Annotated in this window: 19 protein-coding genes and 1 tRNA gene; 12 read left to right on the top strand and 8 right to left on the bottom strand. The window is 29.4% G+C overall.

Features of this window, described 5'->3' with window-relative positions; translation table 11 throughout:
* Positions 1-37: 37 nt before the first annotated feature.
* A complete protein-coding gene (locus ACTT9X_RS04290) occupies positions 38-565 on the top strand; it encodes an adenine phosphoribosyltransferase (RefSeq protein WP_440934433.1) in 528 nt (175 codons plus the stop codon).
* Here the strand turns inward: ACTT9X_RS04290 and ACTT9X_RS04295 are convergent.
* A complete protein-coding gene (locus ACTT9X_RS04295) occupies positions 562-1,455 on the bottom strand; it encodes a glycosyltransferase (protein ID WP_440934434.1) in 894 nt (297 codons plus the stop codon). The two genes, ACTT9X_RS04290 and ACTT9X_RS04295, sit on opposite strands and share 4 nt — an antisense overlap.
* A 61-nt stretch (positions 1,456-1,516) precedes the next feature.
* Between ACTT9X_RS04295 and rfbB the strand changes: the two genes are divergently transcribed.
* Genes rfbB through ACTT9X_RS04320 form a run of 5 tightly spaced genes read left to right on the top strand, consistent with a single transcriptional unit; the run spans position 1,517 to position 5,728 of the window.
* Positions 1,517-2,530 (top strand): dTDP-glucose 4,6-dehydratase, encoded by a 1,014-nt coding sequence (gene rfbB, locus ACTT9X_RS04300; protein ID WP_440934435.1) that lies wholly within the window; start codon positions 1,517-1,519, stop codon positions 2,528-2,530.
* Positions 2,527-3,396 (top strand): sugar nucleotidyltransferase, encoded by an 870-nt coding sequence (locus ACTT9X_RS04305; protein ID WP_440934436.1) that lies wholly within the window; start codon positions 2,527-2,529, stop codon positions 3,394-3,396. Before rfbB ends, ACTT9X_RS04305 begins: the two co-directional genes overlap by 4 nt.
* On the top strand, positions 3,393-3,920 hold the full coding sequence (rfbC, locus tag ACTT9X_RS04310; protein WP_440934437.1) for a dTDP-4-dehydrorhamnose 3,5-epimerase: 528 nt from the start codon (positions 3,393-3,395) through the stop codon (positions 3,918-3,920). The genes ACTT9X_RS04305 and rfbC overlap by 4 nt, the downstream gene beginning before the upstream one ends.
* Positions 3,917-4,663 (top strand): sugar nucleotide-binding protein, encoded by a 747-nt coding sequence (locus tag ACTT9X_RS04315; protein ID WP_440934438.1) that lies wholly within the window; start codon positions 3,917-3,919, stop codon positions 4,661-4,663. The genes rfbC and ACTT9X_RS04315 overlap by 4 nt, the downstream gene beginning before the upstream one ends.
* Before the next feature lie 30 nt (positions 4,664-4,693).
* Complete coding sequence (locus ACTT9X_RS04320) at positions 4,694-5,728, top strand: GMP reductase (protein ID WP_440934439.1); 1,035 nt, start codon at positions 4,694-4,696, stop codon at positions 5,726-5,728.
* 1 nt (position 5,729) lies between these two features.
* Here ACTT9X_RS04320 and ACTT9X_RS04325 read toward each other — a convergent pair whose 3' ends face one another.
* The 6 genes from ACTT9X_RS04325 to ACTT9X_RS04350 all read right to left on the bottom strand — a co-directional run bounded on the left by ACTT9X_RS04325 (position 5,730) and on the right by ACTT9X_RS04350 (position 11,580).
* Positions 5,730-6,248, bottom strand: coding sequence for a phosphoribosyltransferase (locus ACTT9X_RS04325; RefSeq protein WP_440934440.1), 519 nt, complete (start codon positions 6,246-6,248; stop codon positions 5,730-5,732).
* A gap of 6 nt (positions 6,249-6,254) precedes the next feature.
* Positions 6,255-6,331 (bottom strand) — tRNA-Met (locus tag ACTT9X_RS04330).
* Between the two features lie 68 nt (positions 6,332-6,399).
* Positions 6,400-6,609 (bottom strand): hypothetical protein, encoded by a 210-nt coding sequence (locus tag ACTT9X_RS04335; protein WP_440934441.1) that lies wholly within the window; start codon positions 6,607-6,609, stop codon positions 6,400-6,402.
* A gap of 49 nt (positions 6,610-6,658) precedes the next feature.
* Positions 6,659-9,103 (bottom strand): GcvT family protein, encoded by a 2,445-nt coding sequence (locus ACTT9X_RS04340; protein WP_440934442.1) that lies wholly within the window; start codon positions 9,101-9,103, stop codon positions 6,659-6,661.
* 2 nt (positions 9,104-9,105) lie between these two features.
* Positions 9,106-10,224 (bottom strand): alanine dehydrogenase, encoded by a 1,119-nt coding sequence (gene ald, locus ACTT9X_RS04345; protein ID WP_440934443.1) that lies wholly within the window; start codon positions 10,222-10,224, stop codon positions 9,106-9,108.
* A 9-nt stretch (positions 10,225-10,233) separates the two neighbouring features.
* Entirely contained in the window at positions 10,234-11,580 is a 1,347-nt protein-coding gene (locus ACTT9X_RS04350) for an aminotransferase class III-fold pyridoxal phosphate-dependent enzyme (RefSeq protein WP_440934444.1), read from the bottom strand.
* Positions 11,581-11,762: 182 nt separating this feature from the next.
* On the opposite strand from ACTT9X_RS04350, the gene ACTT9X_RS04355 reads away from it, so the two are divergent.
* From ACTT9X_RS04355 to ACTT9X_RS04380, 6 genes are all read left to right on the top strand, one after another.
* Positions 11,763-12,704 (top strand): ABC transporter substrate-binding protein, encoded by a 942-nt coding sequence (locus ACTT9X_RS04355; RefSeq protein WP_440907728.1) that lies wholly within the window; start codon positions 11,763-11,765, stop codon positions 12,702-12,704.
* 86 nt (positions 12,705-12,790) lie between these two features.
* Positions 12,791-13,588, top strand: coding sequence for an ATP-binding cassette domain-containing protein (locus tag ACTT9X_RS04360; RefSeq protein WP_440934445.1), 798 nt, complete (start codon positions 12,791-12,793; stop codon positions 13,586-13,588).
* Entirely contained in the window at positions 13,588-15,513 is a 1,926-nt protein-coding gene (locus tag ACTT9X_RS04365) for an ABC transporter permease (RefSeq protein ID WP_440934446.1), read from the top strand. The genes ACTT9X_RS04360 and ACTT9X_RS04365 overlap by 1 nt, the downstream gene beginning before the upstream one ends.
* Before the next feature lie 23 nt (positions 15,514-15,536).
* A complete protein-coding gene (locus tag ACTT9X_RS04370) occupies positions 15,537-16,418 on the top strand; it encodes a hypothetical protein (protein ID WP_440934447.1) in 882 nt (293 codons plus the stop codon).
* The gene (locus ACTT9X_RS04375; RefSeq protein WP_440934448.1) at positions 16,418-17,362 is read left to right on the top strand and encodes a Gfo/Idh/MocA family protein; all 945 of its coding nucleotides are present in this window, start codon (positions 16,418-16,420) and stop codon (positions 17,360-17,362) included. Before ACTT9X_RS04370 ends, ACTT9X_RS04375 begins: the two co-directional genes overlap by 1 nt.
* 1 nt (position 17,363) lies before the next feature.
* Entirely contained in the window at positions 17,364-18,368 is a 1,005-nt protein-coding gene (locus tag ACTT9X_RS04380; protein WP_440934449.1) for an Ldh family oxidoreductase, read from the top strand.
* Here ACTT9X_RS04380 and ACTT9X_RS04385 read toward each other — a convergent pair.
* Positions 18,357-18,551, bottom strand: a complete 195-nt coding sequence (locus tag ACTT9X_RS04385; RefSeq protein WP_440934450.1) for a hypothetical protein — start codon at positions 18,549-18,551, stop codon at positions 18,357-18,359. The two genes, ACTT9X_RS04380 and ACTT9X_RS04385, sit on opposite strands and share 12 nt — an antisense overlap.
* Positions 18,552-18,637: the final 86 nt, after the last annotated feature.

An 18,637-nucleotide genomic window follows, 5' to 3' on the forward strand; every position in this document is an offset into this window, starting at 1 on the left:
AAAAATATATTTATTTATACTTTTATAATTAACTATTATGAACTTAAAAAATTATATTAGGTCAATTCCTGATTATCCAAAAAAAGGTATTTTATTTAGAGATATAACAACGCTAATAAAGGATGAAAATGCATTTAAAGAAACGATCAACCAAATTATTGAAAGATCAAAAAAATACAATTTTACAAAGATTGCAGCAATAGAGTCTAGAGGATTTGTCTTTGCATCTGCTGTTTCGTTTGTGCTTAAAAAACCATTCATAATGCTTAGAAAAAAAAATAAGTTACCAGCAGATGTTCACTCAGTAGACTTTGAGCTTGAGTACGGAACAGCAACAATTGAAGTTCACAAAGACTCTATAAACGAAAAGGACACAGTTTTAATAATAGATGATCTTATTGCAACTGGGGGCACTGCTGAAGCAGCTGCAAAATTAGTTGAAATTTCTAAAGGTAAAGTTGCTGCTTTTATTTTTGTTATTAATCTTTTTGATTTAAATGGATCTGACAATTTATTAAAGAATGGTTATAATGTTGAAAATTTAATTAATTTTCCTGGACACTAGTTTTCTATATTTGGTCTATAATAAGATTTTCTACCCAATACAGCATTTAAATATCCTAAAGCTCTATGAAGATAAATTTCCTTTTTTTTGTTATTTTTAGAAACTGAATATAATAAGAATTTAATTACTGATGAAAGAAATGTTGGTAGACCTTCAAACAGAGCAATTAAATAACCTCGGTGTTTTTTGTTGTAATAAAACTTAGACCAAATCCAATGCCAATTTCTTGAGAGTTCTATTTGATAAGAAAATTTTTTGTTAACACCACTTGCACCAAGGTGATTTACTTTAGATTTTGGAACAACATAAATATTTTGATTATTATCGATTAATCTTTTGCATAAATCATCATTTTCTAAAAATAAAAAAATATTTTCATCAAAAAAATTGTAATCTTTAAAACTATCTATTTCTTTTAATTTTTTTAAATTCAATAACATCGCAAAACCATCTACACTCTTAACTTTAAACGGGTTATCATCATCACTTCTGATTTTTTTTGAATCAAATAATTTATAGTTTAAATTTTCTTTAGAGTTAATTGCTGGAGCAATAATCCCAAAACTTTCAATTTCTTTTGCAGCATCAATTAATAGATCAATTGTATTTTTTTCTAAAACGACGTCAGGATTTAAAATAAAAGCATAATCAGTGTTTATATGTTTTAACCCAAGATTATTTCCTGAGCCCATGCCTAAATTATTCGTTGAAAGCAAACATTTTACGTTTTTATATTGTTTCTCAATACTTTCTTTAAAGCCTTTATTTCCAGAATTATCAACTACTAAAATATTAACATCTTCAGGAATTGATTGGACACAGTTATGAATTACTTCTTCACTAAAAAAACTAACTATAACAACTGATAAATTTTGCCTAGATATTGACATAAGAGTTAATTAAATCAACTATACTAATACTTTTTAGTAATGTAAAAAAATAATTATAATAATGAAAAAAATAATTGTTACTGGTGGACTTGGATTTATTGGAAGTAATTTAATTAATCTATTAATAAAAAAAAATTTCTTCGTTATAAACATTGATAAAATTTCATATTCCTCAAGTTTTTATAATACAAAAGAGTTTAAAAGCTTAAAAAATTACAAGTTTATTAAGTGTAATATTGGTGAAATCAAATTTAAGAAAATACTTTTTAAATATAAACCTATTTGTATATTTAATTTAGCAGCAGAAACACATGTCGATAGGTCTATAGACAATCCAGAAAATTTTATTCAAAGCAATATAGTTGGGGTTTATAATTTGTTAGAGTATTTTAAACAGTATTCAAAAAAATTTAAAACTAAACTAGTTCATATTTCAACTGATGAAGTTTATGGAGATGTAATAAAAGGGAGAACATCTGAGAAATACCCTTATAAGCCAAGTTCTCCTTATGCAGCAAGCAAGGCTGCCTCAGATCATTTGGTCAGTTCATATATAAGAACTTATAAAATTCCAGCTATAATCACAAACTGTTCAAACAATTATGGCCCAAAACAACATCCTGAGAAATTAATACCAAAATTAATTTATAACATTATTAACAACAGAGCATTACCAGTCTATGGCAAAGGAAAAAATTCCCGAGAATGGATTTATGTGAAAGATCATTGCGAAGCTCTTATAAAAATATTTCAGAAAGGAAAAATTGGAAACTTTTATAATATTGGATCTAATAAAAATCTTTCAAATATTGAGGTATGTAAAAAATTAATAAACTATTCAAAAAAAATCATAGGTTTAGGTAATAATGTTAAAATTAAATTTGTTAAAGATAGACCTGGCCATGATATAAGGTATGCTTTAAATAGTAATAAATTGAGAAAAGAGCTAAATTGGAAACCACAGACAAACTTTAAACAAGGAATTAAACTCACTATTAATTGGTACAACAAAAATAAAGGGTATTATAAAAGCCTTAAAAAAAAAGACATCCAAAAAAGATTGGGAACAAAATGATTAAAAAAGGAATAATACTTGCTGGTGGCATGGGAACAAGGATGAGTCCTCTGACAAAGGCTGTAAACAAACAGCTGCTACCAATATATGATAAACCATTATTGTTCTACCCACTATCTATTTTAATGCTGGCTCAAATAAAAGAAGTTTTAATAATTGTTAATAAAGGTCAATTAAAACAATATAAAAAGTTAATACCTGACGGAAATAGACTTGGAATGAAAATAAATTATATAGAACAAGATAAACCCAGGGGTCTTCCAGATGCTTTTATACTAGGTGAAAAATTCATAAAAAAAAATAATGTAGCTATGATTTTAGGAGATAATTTCTTCTACGGCCAATCTTTAAGCAAAATGCTTCAGGAATGTGTTAAAATAAAAAATGGAGCTAAAGTAGTTTTGCATAGAGTTTCAAATCCTGAAAAATTTGGAATAGCAACAGTTAAAAAAGGTAGGATAATAAATTTAAAAGAAAAACCAAAAAAAACTAAATCTAACTTAGCTGTAACTGGTCTATATTTTTTCGACAATAAGGTGATTAAGTATGCTAAAGAGCTTAAACCTTCAAAAAGAAATGAGTTAGAAATAGTAGATTTATTGAATAAATATAAAAAAAGAAACAAACTTTCAGCAGAATATATAGGTCGTGGTGGTGCTTGGCTTGATACAGGTTCTATAGAAAACTTTTACAAAACAAGTGAATTTGTATCATCAATAGAAAATCTACAAGGATTTAAAATAGCTTGTCTAGAAGAAATCTCTTTAAATAATAAATGGATAAATAAAAAGAAAGTGAGGCAGTCAATCAAATTTTATGGAAACTGTGAATATTCTAACTATCTTAAAAAAATTATATTACAGTGATTAAACAAACAAAATTCAAAAATCTTTTTTTAATTAAAAATAAAACATTCAAAGACTCAAGGGGATATTTTAAAGAAATTATTAGGGAAAATAAGATTAAAGAAAAGTTTCCTTTTTTTGTCATGTCCTACTCTAAAAAAAATGTAATAAGAGGAATTCATTTACAAATCAAAAAACCGCAAGGTAAATTTATAACTGTTATAAAAGGTAAAATTTTTGATGTAGCAATTGATTTTAGAAAAAATTCGAAAACATTTGGAAAAATATTTACTTGTACTTTAAGTGAAAGAAATTCAAATTCTATATTTATTCCAGCTGGATTTGCCCATGGTTTTCAGTCTTTAGATAAAGAAAATTATATTATTTATAGTTGTACAAATTATAGAGATAAAAATTCTGAGGTTACTATAAATATTAATGATAAGAACTTAAATATAAAATGGCCACTAAAAAAACAAATAGTTTCAAAAAAAGATAAAAAAGGAATTTCATTTATAAAATTTAAGAAAAAATATTCAATATGAAAAATTTAATTTTAGTAACAGGAGGAAATGGTAGGTTTTCTAAAGTGTTAAGAAAATATAATACAGATTTAAATCTTTATTTTGCCAACAAGAAGGAATGTAATATCTTGAAATTAGAAACAATTGATAAAATTGTAAAGAAAATTAAGCCTAAAATGATTTTACATTGTGCTGCATTGTCAAGACCAATGAGCATACATGAAAAAAATATTATAAAGAGTATTGATCTTAATATTATTGGAACATCTAATGTTACAAAAGTGTGTAAAAAAAATAATATTAAATTAATTTATTTTTCTACAGGATATGTTTATGAAGGTAAAAAGGGTAATTATAAAGAGGAAGACCCTGTAAAACCTTTTAATAATTATGGTTTATCTAAGTTGGGAGGAGAGTGCGCAGTAAGAATGTATAAAAACTCACTTATTTTAAGAATAACAATGACACAAAAACCATTTAATTTTAAAGAAGCTTACTCAGATTTAATATCAAATTTTATGTTTCATGAAGATGTTGTGAAAATTTTACCAAACATTATTCATCAAAGAGGAATAATTAATATAGGTGGTAAATCGCAATCAGTATATTCTTTTGCCAAAACCTTTAATAAAAAAATAAGAAAAGTGATTTCAAAAAATAGATCCAAATTACCTGTCAGGCAAGATATGAATACCTCAAAATTAAAGAGGTTATTATCCAAAACTAACATTAAAAACTTATCCACAGGCTCTAAATTAATTTGAATTTAATATTTATAATTATAATTTAATCTTATGAGAATTGAGGAAGAATTAAAATTAGACTATTCCGATGTTTTATTCAGACCAAAAAGAAGTACTTTAAAAAGTCGAAAAGATGTAAATTTATTAAGAACATACAGATTCAAATATAGTAAAAATGAGTGGTCAGGTATTCCAATAATGGCTGCAAATATGGATGGTGTCGGGGAGTTAAGTGTTGCTGAAAAATTAAATGAGTATGGAATGATTACATCTTTAACAAAACAGCATGACATTAAAAAGATTAAGCAAAATAAAAATATTAAAAAAATATACCCCAATATTGCACTTAGCGTAGGTATAAAAAAAGAAGACTTTCGAAATTTAGATAAAGTATTAAAAGAATTTAGTTTTTTTAAATTTATTTGTATTGATGTTGCAAATGGTTACACAGAACATTTTACAAATTTTATTAAGTCAGTAAGGGATAAATATCCTACTAAAACAATAATTGCTGGCAATGTAGTAACTGCCGATATGACACAAGAACTTGTTCTGAGTGGTGCAGATATTGTTAAAATTGGAATTGGACCTGGAAGTGTTTGTACTACAAGAATTCAAACTGGGGTTGGTTATCCACAATTAAGCGCAGTTATAGAATGTGCAGATGCAGCTCACGGACTAGGTGCACATGTAATAGCTGATGGTGGTTGTACATGTCCTGGTGATGTTGCAAAAGGATTTGGAGGAGGTGCAGATTTTGTAATGCTTGGAGGTATGCTTGCAGGTCATGATGAAGGAAATGGCAAAATTGTTAAAATAAATGGGGAAAAATATATTGAGTTCTACGGTTCTAGTTCTGAAGTTGCTAATAAAAAACATTATGGAGGACTTTCAGATTATCGAAGTAGTGAAGGAAGAAAAGTAAGAGTAAAATATAGAGGAAAAATTAATGATACAATCTTAAATATTCTTGGCGGTATAAGAAGTAGTTGTACTTATGTTGGCGCTCCTTCACTTAAACAATTAAGCAAATGCACTACATTTGTGAGAGTATCTAATCAGTTTAATGATAGTTTAATTAAATAATTTATTTTTCAAACTTAAAGTCTTTTACATTTGTAGTTTCATATTTCTCAAATGGCATATGTATCCACGGAGAATTAATTAAATATTCAACAGAATAATCAGGTTTAAATTTTGATGAAGATTTATGCCATATGACTGCAGTTTTAATTTTTTCTTCTAAATAAAATCCGTAAAAATGCTCCAACCATTTAATACTTTTAATCAAAGTTTTCCCAGAGTCTGCTAAATCGTCAACCAATAAAACATGTGATCCTAAATTTGGAGTAGTTTTTGCTAAATCTCGTGAGAAGGTAAACTGTCCTTGTTGATTTTTTATATCATTACTATCACCATGATAAGATTCAACAGACAAGATGGCCAAAGGAACATTAAAAAGTCTACTAAAAACATCTCCTACTCTTAAACCACCTTTTGCAATACAAATGATTTGATTAAATTTTAAATTATCCTCATGAACCTTTTTAGCTAATTGCTCAATTTTATAATGGTAATCTTCCCAAGTAATATAGATATCTTTCATAATTCATGGTAGCGGGAAGTGGGATCGAACCACTGACCTCGGGCTTATGAGTCCCGCGCTCTAACCAACTGAGCTACCCCGCCTTAATTAATAAATGAGTTATAATAGAAATCTTTTTTGTTTCAATAAACTTTTTGAAACCAATTTTAAATTAAATAATAAAATAAACAGCCAACGAACTAACTAAACTAGCTAAAATAATTGAAAAAATAATTCTTTTTTTTAAAGTTCTTTTCTGATCTAATCTTACCCTATTCAGTAAAATATTTACATTTGTAGTTTTTATCTTTTCTATTTTTAAATCTTTGTTTGAATTAGTATTAGAATTAAATAATGCAGTTTCTTGGTTACTTTTTTTCACAGTTAATTTAACCAGCTAATTTAACTAAATTCAACAAAATTAGTAGAAACTAAGCTCTTTTAAAATCTTTTGAGTTTAGTGGTTTTGAAAGTATTTCGACTGAATATTTCGTCTTCTCAACTTCTATAAACAAATTTTTATCTCGAAGTGTTTCTGTGTTGTTTCCTGAATTAACATATCCAAATGATAAATTTTTATCAAAGCAAAATGAATAATTTCCTGATGTTGTTCTTCCAATAATTCTATCATCTAGATATATGGGTTCTTCATTAAGCAACAAAGGTTCACCTGGTTTGCTATTTTTAAACGTAAACATCATCATTGTTTTGCTCAATTTACTATCTTTAATTTTTAACAAAGCGTCCTTTCCAATAAAATCACAATTTTTTTTATAGCTTATTGCAAATTCCAAGCCAGCTTGATATTGGTTTTCCTCTGGTGAAATATCGTGACCCCAATGCACAAAACCACTTTCCATTCGCATTATATCCATTGCGTGCATACCACAATGGGATAAGTCAAATTTTTTACCGTAATTAATTAAAATTTTATATAAATCCAAAGCATATTTTTTGTCTACATATAATTCAAAACCAAGTTCTCCCACATAAGAAATTCTTTGCGCCCAAACTTTTATATTCTTGATAGATACATTTTTACCTGTGCCAAATTGAAAATTTTTTGATGAAAAATCTTCTTCACTTAACTTTTGAATCATATCTCTACTTTTAGGACCAAATAAACCCAGACAACAAATCTCTTCAGTAACATCAGAAAATTTTACATCCTCAGATAAATATTTTAAAATATGAAATTTATCTCTTTCTCTTGTAGTTGCTGAACTTACTATTCTAAAATAATTTTTATCTATACAAACTACAGTTAAATCTGTTTCTATTCCACCATCCTCATTTAACATTTGAGTATAAGTAGTTTTACCAACTTCATTTTTAATGTTAGCCGTGCAAATTTTTTGTAATTCGCCATGAGTCTTTTCACCCTTTAAATCAAATTTTGAAAAAGTTGAAAAATCAAAAAGTCCAACATTTTTTCTGGCATTTGTGGTTTCGTATTTTGCTGATGGATACCAATTTTGGTAATTAAAACTATATTTATATTTTGGCTCATCTCCATTTAAAGAGTACCACATAGGTCTCTCAAACCCTCCGGCTACTCCAAAACATGCACCTACTTTTTTTAATTCATTATGATAAGGTAATAATTTTATGTTTCTAGAAGTTGTTTGTTGTTTATATGGCCAATGCATTCCATATAAATCTCCTAAGGTTTCAGTAACCCTATTCATGATAAATTTTTTGGATGAATGAAACTTTTGAAATCTTTTAATATCTAATGAAAATAAATCTTCGTTTATATGACCATTAATCATCCATTCTGCAGTCACCCTTCCTGCTCCTCCAGAACTTGCGATTCCAATACTGTTAAAACCACAACATGTATAAAGATTTTTAACCTCTGGTGTTTCCCCAAGTAAATACTGAGTATCAGGTGTAAATGATTCAGGACCTGAAAAAAATTTTCTAATACCTGTATTTTGTAACATTGGAAGTCTATGAAAGGATTTTTTAAGGTAGGGTTCGAAGTGATCAAAATCATCGGGAAATTCACCAAATGAAAAATCATCAGGAACTCTTCCACTTTCTTTAAAAGCAGGTTTTGCATTAGGTTCGAAAATTCCAACTAACATTTTTCCAGCATCTTCTTTTAAATAAAGACAAGCATTGTAATCCCTCAAAACAGGCAAATCTTTAGGTAGATCTTTCATTGGTTCTGTAATGATATAAAAGTGCTCATTAGGATATAGCGGAACACTAACGCCAGTATCTTCTCCAATTTGTCGAGACCACATTCCTGAAGCTAAAACTACATATTCACAATCAATTTTTCCTTGAAAAGTTTCAACACCACATATTCGTTTGTTTTTTAATAAAATTTTTTTTACTGGTGACTTCTCAAATATTTGAACACCTAACATTTTAGCCGCTTTACCTAATACATTGGTAACTCCAACAGGGTCTGCCTGACCATCTTTTGGCATATAAACACCACCTACTAGATCCTCGTTTTTTAATACCGGATATAATTCTTTTATTCTTTTTTGGTTTAAAACCTCAACTTCAACATTAGATAGTTGTGCTGTTGTGGCTTGTCTTAATAATTCCTGCATCCTATCTTTAGAAGATGCAACTGTTATTGCTCCATTTTGTTTAAGACCAGTTGATAAATCAGTTATTTTTTCTAGCTCTTTATAAAGATCCAAAGAATATTTTCTTAATTTAGTAATTGTAGAAGTAGCTCCTAATTGACCTATTAATCCTGCTGCATGCCAAGTTGTACCAGATGTTAATTGATCTCTTTCTAATAAAACAACATCTTTCCATCCAAACTTTGCTAAATGATAAGCGCAAGAAGTGCCAGCAACGCCACCACCTACTACAACCACCTTTGCGCTTGAAGGATAGTTTTTTTCCATCTCTAGTGTTTGATAGCTTCTCCAGGTTCCACAAAATTATGTCCAAAGACATCCGCAACAGCTTTATAAGTTACTTGTCCTTTATAAACATTTAACCCTGCCAAAAAGTTTTTGTCTTCGCTTAATGCTTTTTGATAACCTTTATTTGCTAATTTTACTAAATAAGGAAGAGTTGCCTTATTTAATGCAAATGTAGAAGTTCTTGGAACTCCACCAGGCATATTTGCAACACAATAATGAACTACATCATCAACAATATAAGTTGGGTCTCCATGTGTTGTGGGTTTGCTTGTTTCAACACACCCACCTTGATCAATTGCAACATCAACGATCACTGAGCCTCTTTTCATTAATTTCAACATATCTTTGGTTACTAGTTTTGGAGCTTCCGCGCCTGGGATTAATACACCTCCAACTAAAAGATCTGCCTCAGCAACCAATTTGTTTAAATCAACTTTATCACTTTGTTCAGGTATAATTTTATCACCAAACATCTCTACAAGTTGTTTTAATCTTGCTTCTGATTTATCAACAATATGAACTTTCGCTTGCATCCCAGTTGCAATTGTTGCTGCATTCTCTCCAACTACACCACCTCCCAGAATTAATACATTAGCTGGTTCGCCTCCAGGAGCTCCTCCTAACAATACGCCTCTACCTTTTTGGTTTTTTTCTAAACAATGAGCACCAGCTTGAACAGACATTCTTCCTGCAACAGCGCTCATGGGTGCAAGTAATGGAAGTCTTCCATTGTCGTCAGTTACTGTTTCGTAAGCAATATTAATACTTTTAGATTTTATTAATCCCTCGGTTAATTCTTTTGCAGCTGCTAAATGGAGATAAGTATACACAATTTGATTTTCTCTAATCATATCTACCTCTACTTTTTGAGGTTCTTTAACTTTAACAATTATCTCCGCATCATTAAAAATATCACATGCAGTATCAGCAATTTTAGCTCCAGCTTTTAAATATTGATCATTCTCAAATCCAGCTTCAAACCCGCCATTGTTTTCTACTAAAACTTCATGACCTTCTGAAACTAAAATTTTAACACTTTCTGGTGTTAAACCAATTCTATTTTCTTGTGGTTTAATTTCTCTAGGAACTCCAATTTTCATAATTGAAAATTAATTTTTTTTACTTTTTGCGTAATTTGATATTCCAGTCCGAAGTTTTTCAATTATCTCATCTATGTGTTTTTTTTCACAAATAAACATTGGGGCAATGATTAAACAATCACCTGTAGCTTTGAAATTTACACCTGCTTCATAGCAATGTTTAAAACAAGTAAGTCCAGCGGCACCTGGTTTTTTATCCATTACAATATCAATACCACCCATCATTCCGTATCCTCTAATGTTGTCAACGACATCGATATCTTTTAAAGACATTAAACCCTCTTGGAAATAAGGTGCTAAATTTTTAGCCCTATTAAAAATATCATCTTTTTCAATAATATCTTGTACTGCTAATCCAGCAGCTACTGAAATTGGTATACCTGAATAAGTATATCCATGAAATAATTCTATAGTTCCTTTTGGAGCATTTTCTGCAATAGCATCATAAATATCCTCTTTACATGCAACTACTCCCATTGGACTAATACCGTTTGTAGTAGCTTTTGCCATTGTTATCATATCTGGAGTTACTCCATACTCTTGTGATGCAAATGGAGATCCAGTTCTTCCCCAGCCAGTAATTACTTCATCAAAAATTAAAAGTATTCCATGTTTATCACAGATTTCTCTTAATCTTTGCAAGTATCCTTTTGGTGGAACTAATGTACCGGTTGATCCGGCAATAGGTTCAACAATACAAGCTGCAATATTTTCAGCTCCAAAATTCATACAAATTCTTTCTAAATCCTCAGCTAACTCAATACCTGTTTCAGGTTGACCACTAACAAATTTATGCTCTGGTAAATGAGTGTGTCTCATGTGTACAACACCTGGCATTAATACGCTTGCAAAAGTTTTTACGTTGTTAACCATACCTCCAACAGAAGTCGCTCCAATATTCATTCCGTGGTATCCTCTTTCTCTACCAACAAATCTAAATCTTTGACTATCTCCTCTTGCTCTATGGTAAGCAATTGCAATTTTAATTGCAGTTTCCACAGCTGTTGAACCACAAATAGTATAAAACATTCTATTTAAATTTCCTGGGGTATGTTTTGAAATTCTTGTAGCTAATTCAAATGATCCACCAAATCCTTGTTGGAAAGGTTGACAATAATCTAATGTTTTTAATTGATTTGTTATTGCCTCAATAATTTCTTCTCTACCATGACCTAAAGGATTACAAAATAATCCTGAACTTGCATCGATTTGGGTTTGTCCTTGATGGTTTTTTAAATACACACCTTTTGCTTCAACAATTAATCTTGGGTTCTCTTTAAAATCCTTGTTAGATGTGAATGGCATCCAATGTTCATTCAAAGAATTTGGTATTGCTGTTTTGTTTTGTGTACTCATAAAAATTACTTTCTAAATATATTTTAAAATTAATCTTAAGGCCTCTTTAGACTAAAATAAATGGATTAACTACCACATTATTGACACAACCATTGATTGTATAAGCTTTCTTTTTTGTTTTACTTCAGGCACAATTTGAATTTAAATATCGATAATTTAATTAATTAAACATAGGGGTATAAATGAAAAAAATACTAAGTTTTATTCTAGGATCTATTTTTGCACTTAACCTATCAATTTCAGTTGCTAATTCAGCTGCAAATGAGGTTAGAGTTGCATACTTTCTAGAATGGCCAAGTCCAAACCTAGAGGACATGATGAAGAAAAATTACTCAAAAGCTTTAGGAGTTCCAGTCAAGTGGACAAGCTTCAATACTGGTGTGGAAATGACAGAAGCCATGCTAGCAGGAGATATTGATATTTCTTACTCACAAGGTTTAGTGCCTTTTATCAACGCTGTAAAATCTAATGCACCTATCAAACTAATTGATATTGCAATGGAATACGGAATGGGTGGAACTACATGTGTCACATCTAATGCTTCTGGAATTACAAAAGCAAACGCTAGTGAATTAGAGGGTAAAAAAGTTGCAGTGCCTTTAGGTACTATGGCTGATTATGTTTTTACTGCAAGTATGGAAATTGTTGGTGCCGATCCAAGCAAAATGACTGTTATTGATATGGTTCCAGAAGATGGAGCTGCAGCTTTAGTAAGTGGTGATGTTGCAATGGCATGTTTATTTGGTGGTAATTCAATTGCAGCAGCCACAGAAGTTGGTTCTAGATTAATTTCAGTTGAGGAAGCTAGAGCTGGAGGTATTCTAGGTATAGATATTACTTCTGTAACTAATAAGTTTATGAATGAAAATCCAGGTATGGTAAGAACTTTTGTTGAAGTTACTCATGAAGCCAATGCAAGATATAATTCAGGTAAAAGTGATATGAATTCTATGTCTAAAGCATCTGCGATGGAAGTATCAAAAATGAAAGGTACTTTAGATGGATTTAAATTCTTAACTCCTGAAGAAACTAAAAAATCTATGGAGAGTGGTAATCTAGCTGGTTTCTTGGATGGAATGGGAACACCAAAAGGAAACGTAGATACAAGTTTCTTACCTTTATAATTTAAAAGGTTTAAAACTTTTTAAATAGGCACTGATTTAATAATTAGTGCCTATTTTTTTTAAAAAATTTCAAATATAAGGGCACTATGAGTGATCTTGTTTCTCAAAATCTAAATATGATTTTTAAAACTCCAAAAGGAGAAACAGTTCATGCGCTTAAGGATGTAAGTTTTACTTTAAAAAAAGGGGAGTTGCTTACGGTTCTTGGTCCTTCTGGTTGCGGAAAAACAACTTTACTAAACATTACTGCCGGATTTTTAAGACCTACTTCAGGAAAAATTACATTAAATAATAATGAAATTGATGGGCCTGGTGTTGAAAGAGGAATGGTATTTCAACAAGGTGCTTTGTTTGAATGGTTAACAGTAGCTGAGAATGTAAATTTCGGACTTAGGATGAAAAAAGAAGATCCTGAAGTTACAGGTAATAAAGTTGAGGAATGGTTAGATATAGTTGGTTTGAAAGGATTTGGTAACACTCCTACTTATCAATTGTCAGGTGGTATGCAGCAAAGAGTTGCTCTTGCAAGATGTTTAATAAATGATCCTGATCTAATTTTAATGGACGAGCCATTAGGGGCTTTAGATGCATTAACAAGAGAAAAGATGCAGTCATTAGTTTTAAAAATTTGGAAAGAAACCGGAAAAACTATTATTTTAATTACTCACTCCGTGGAGGAAGCTCTCTTACTTGGTGAAAGATTATATGTTATGGCACCAAGACCAGGAAGAATACATAAAGAATACAATCTTCCATTTGCAGAAATGGGTCTTACACAAGATTTAAGAGAAATTAAAAAAAATAAAGAATTTTCATCTACTAGAGAAGAAATTTTATCTATGATCTGGAACATGGAAGAAGAAATAATGGGAAAAGATAATTAATGCTAACCCAAATTGTAACAATACTAATTGTAGTATCTATTATTGGATGCGTTCTTTATGGAAGAAGATTAATTAAAACTGAAAAAGTTGATGCTGTATTTGGTAATCCAGAAAGATCTAAAGGTGGAACGCACTGGGTAATTGTTGGTAGTAGTGCAATATTAATTTTGTGGCTTTATTATTCATGGGATATAGCTAGAGGTTTTTATCCAAAATCTGCAAACGAATTGTGTCAAGTTGCTAAAATAAATGAATCATTATTAGGCTTAAAATATCAATTTCCTATTGAAGAGAGAGAGTTCAAAAGTACTTCTATTATAAAAATTGAAAATAAAAATCTTATAAAAATTGCAAATGAAATTAAAGGATCCACAGATCTAAACGATCAACAAAAAAAAATCCTTGTAAGTTATATTGATAGAACCTCTAAATTAATTCCATTGTTAACAAGTGAAGAATTAATAGAAATAGAAACCAAAATTAAAATTCAAGAAATGACTGAGCAAATAAAGCAACTCAGTATTAATTTTCAAAAGGAAAATTATCCTTTTGAAACAGACGCTCAAAAAATTGAAAGACAAAAACTTGTTGATGAACAAGGTGGTTGGGGAATTGTCACAATAGACTCTGGAAGTGGCTCAATAGAAAACACTATTGAGATACCAACTGCTCCTCAGACTATTAAAGGTTTAAAATTTCATGCAGCGGCAAAAGAACTAAGTTTAATAAATGATAAGTTTTTTAAATTAAGAAATCACAATCCATTATTCAAAAGCACAATAAAACAATTAAAAGATGATATTAAAGCTTATAGAAAAAGTTTAGATGATAGTAGTGAGATAGCATCTGACTATGCAAAAAATATCGTTAAAATTGCAAGAAGAATAGAATTTGCAAGCATTTATCCTCCTAATGCTTTAAATGAAATGCAAGAAGCCATCTTAGAGTTTGATGAATTGCAAAACAAAGAACAGGGTGGATTAAGATTAATTGATATACTTTTGTTTCCTTCAGGAACAATTGTAGCAAGTGGAGCAACTTGTTCTGAACAAGGTTCAGGCAGATGGCTACCTAAACCATCTGATACATTTAATAAATTTGTTGAACTATCAAAACCAAGTGTTGGATACAAGAATGTTCCTCTTTTATGGATTGAAATGGTTGATGTCAGTAAAATGATAGGCTTCATTTTACCAGATTGGATAGCAGATATATTACCTGGTGAATATCCAGTTCATACAAAAGATGGAATTGTAAAAGAAAACTTTAAAAGTAATGTTTTAAAAGTTGCAACAGGTGACTTTAAATTACTGAAAGTTCCCGTTCCATACGGACATATCTGGGACTCTTTTATGAGGGTGTTTTTAGGATTAGTGTTTGGAATTATTATTGGTGTTCCATTGGGGTTATTTATGGGTCTAAATAGATTTGCCAAAGGTTTCTTTGATCCTTTAATTGAACTTTATAGACCGGTCCCTCCTCTCGCATGGGCACCTTTAATTATTTCTGTGCTTGGAATTGATAACTCTGGAAAAGTATTTTTATTATTTATGGTCTCGTTATCTATTATGATTATTTCTGCAAGAGCCGGTGCTTCAGGAACACAACTCTCAAAAATACATGCAGCACACTCATTAGGGGCTACTAAAAAACAAATTTTAAGACATGTAATTTTCCCAAATTCACTTCCTGAAATTCTTACAGGAATTAGAGTTGCTGTTGGTATGTGTTGGGGAACACTTGTTGCTGCAGAGTTTCTAGCAGGTACAACTGGTATTGGTTTTGTTGAAAATGTTGCAAAAAAATACTTCCAGTGGGAAGTTATTTGGATAACAATAATTATTATGGGTCTACTAGGTCTTTTGTTTGATATTACATTAAGAAAAATAATTGATAAAACTATTCCTTGGCGTGGAAAAGGATAATTTATTAAAATTAATTACTATCAATGAAAATTATTGATTGCACCACTTATTACTCAGAAGATTTAATGTTAGATATTAGATTTAACATTCTCAATGAGTTTGTAGATAAATTTATAATAGTCGAAGCAAAGCACTCACATAGTGGCGAAAAAAAAACACTTAATTTTAATATTAACAACTTTCCTAAATTCAAAGACAAAATAGAATATCTAATAATTGAAAATGAACCTGAGGGTATCATTGAAAATACTGACAAAAGCTCAGTTAAAAGAATGAATAGTTTGTTGAGAATTGAACAATCTTACAATTATATTTTAAATGCATTAAAAGATGTTTCCGAAGACGACTTAATTTGTCTAAGTGATAATGATGAAATACCAAATTTTGAATCTACAAGTTTTAAAAACTCAAAAAATGATATCTTTATTTTTAAACAATTATTTTTTTACTATAAATTTAATCTATTTTATGACTTAATGCCTTGGTTTGGCACTAAAGCATGTAAGAAAAAAAAGCTAATTTCTTTATCTTGGCTAAGAAATTTAAAAAATAAAAAATATCCATGGTGGCGTATAGATACTTACTTTTCAAAAAATAAACAAAATAATCTTCAAATTGTAGAAAATGGTGGCTGGCATTTTACTAATGTTAAAACTGCAGAGGATTTACATAAAAAACTTTTAAATTTTGGTCATCATAATGAATATGAGGTTTCTGGATTAACTGCTAAAGATATTCAATATTGTATTGATAATCGAATAGTTAATTATGATCACTTTGCTGATAAAACAAAGGAGAATAAATATAACGCAAAATACAAATTAAAATTAGCTGACGATCAAATGCTGCCTAAATTTCTTATTGAAAATAAAGAAATTTATAAAAATTGGTTTGATCATTTTTAATGATTAATTGGGGTATTTTAGGTTTAGGAAGAATGGGCATGGCTTTTGCAAATGCCATAGAGGAAACAGACAATGCACTGTTAAAAGGAGTTGCTAGCAAATCTGGTAAAAGATTTAAAAACTTCGAAAATTTTTCTTATGAAGATTTAATTCAAAGAGAAGACATTGATGCAATATATATTGCTACTTTAAACAATACTCATATTGATTTAATTAAGCATATTTCTAAAGAAGGAAAAAAAATTTTATGTGAAAAACCTGTTTCATTATCTTTAGAGGATCTAATCGAAACAGAAGCCTTAGTAAATAAAAAGAGTATTAAATTTTATGAAGCAATAGCCTATTACTCTCACCCTCAAACTACTGAAATATTAAACTTATATGGAAAGAATGACTTTGGAAAAATAAAAAGTATTGAATGTAACTTTGGTTTTAAAGCAAAATTTAAAACTAGCTCAAGACTTTTTAATAAATCTTTAGGTGGCGGCTCAATATTTGATCTTGGATGCTATCCAATAAGCTTTTTTATGTTATTTGTTGAAAATTATGAAAAAATTTCTATTACTTCGAAATCTTTAAATTATGCTAAAAATGGAGTTGATGATGAGGCAGAATTAATTTTAAATTATGATAATAAATTTGAGGGTAAATTAAAAGTCAGTCTTAAATCAGATTTAGATAATATCTGCAAAATTAACTTTGAAAATGGATATATTAAGATTAACCAACCATGGTTACCTGAAAAAAAAACTAATATTGAGGTTTTAATAAAAGATCATTACTTTATTAAAACAATACATTCAGATTTATCTGTATATGCTAATCAAATTCAAAATGTTTCGGAATGTTTTATAAACCAAAATAAACAAATTAATTTATTTGACATAAATAAATCTATAATAAATATGAAGATAATCACTGATTGGTTGAAAAAAAATGATTAAAATGAAACCTAATATTTTAAAAAAACAAATAATTAAAATATTCATGAAATTTGGTTTAAGTAATGATCATGCATTAATTTCAACTAATGCACTGATAAAAGCTGAATTAGTTGGGGCTTATGGACATGGTTTATCAAGACTTAAGATGTACTGTGATCGAATTTCTAAAAAAGTAATAAATCCAAAGCCAAAAATTAAAATTAAAAAAATTTCTCCCTCTATTTCACATATTGATGCAAATAATAGTATTGGATTTGTAGCTGCTGATCTAGGAATTAAAACTGCAATTAAACATGCACAAAAAACAGGTATTGGAATGGTGGCAGTTAAAAATAGTGGTCACTATGGTTTATCTGGTTATTACGCAGAACAAGCGGTAAAGAAAAATTTAATTACAATGATCTATACAAATGCTCCTCCAGCAGTTGCTCCGCATGGTGCATTAAAAACTTTATTTGGAACTAATCCAATTTGTTTTGGATCCCCTACTGGTTCTAAAATTCCATTTATTTTAGATACATCAATCTCAATGATTAATAGAGGAAAAATAAGAGTTGCAGCAAGAAACAATCAATCAATTCCTGCGGGTGTTGCCTTAGATAAGTTTGGCAAACCAACTATTGATGCAAAAAAAGCATTAGCGGGTGTACAATTACCAATTGCAGGATTTAGGGGTTCTGGACTTGCCTGGATGGTGGACATTTTAAGTGGAGTTTTAACTGGAGGCAATCACGCTGGAAGAGTTAAGGATCCATTTGATGATTTTTCAGGACCACAAAATATTGGTCATTTATTCATAACTTTTAGAGCAAATTTATTTCAAAAAAATTATAACCAACGAATTAAAGATAATATTAAAACAATAAAAAAACTTCCTAAGATCAAAGGAGTTAAGGAAATAATGTATCCAGGCCAAAATAAATTCAAACGGTATCAAAATAACTTAAAAAAAGAAATTTCTATACCAGATATAATAAAGAAAGATTTGGAAAACTTAATAAGTTAACATTGTTAGAGCACCTAAAGAAACTATAACAGATGATAAAATTATAGTTCGTTTAACTTTTTCCTTTTTTTTTTCTTGTAAAAGCCTTTGCTTTAAAACATCAACATTAACTCTTTTCGGAGCTTCAACAAATTGGGAAGGGGTCTCTAACTCGGATGTTCTATTTAAGCTTTCTGTACTCATTCATTAAGTAAACATAAATTTATTTTTTTTAGAATAGGTATATTTGTCCAAAATGGGTTGACTCATTATTTTATATTGTTCATATT

This window comes from Candidatus Pelagibacter sp. (assembly GCF_052049855.1).
Lineage (GTDB): Bacteria > Pseudomonadota > Alphaproteobacteria > Pelagibacterales > Pelagibacteraceae > Pelagibacter.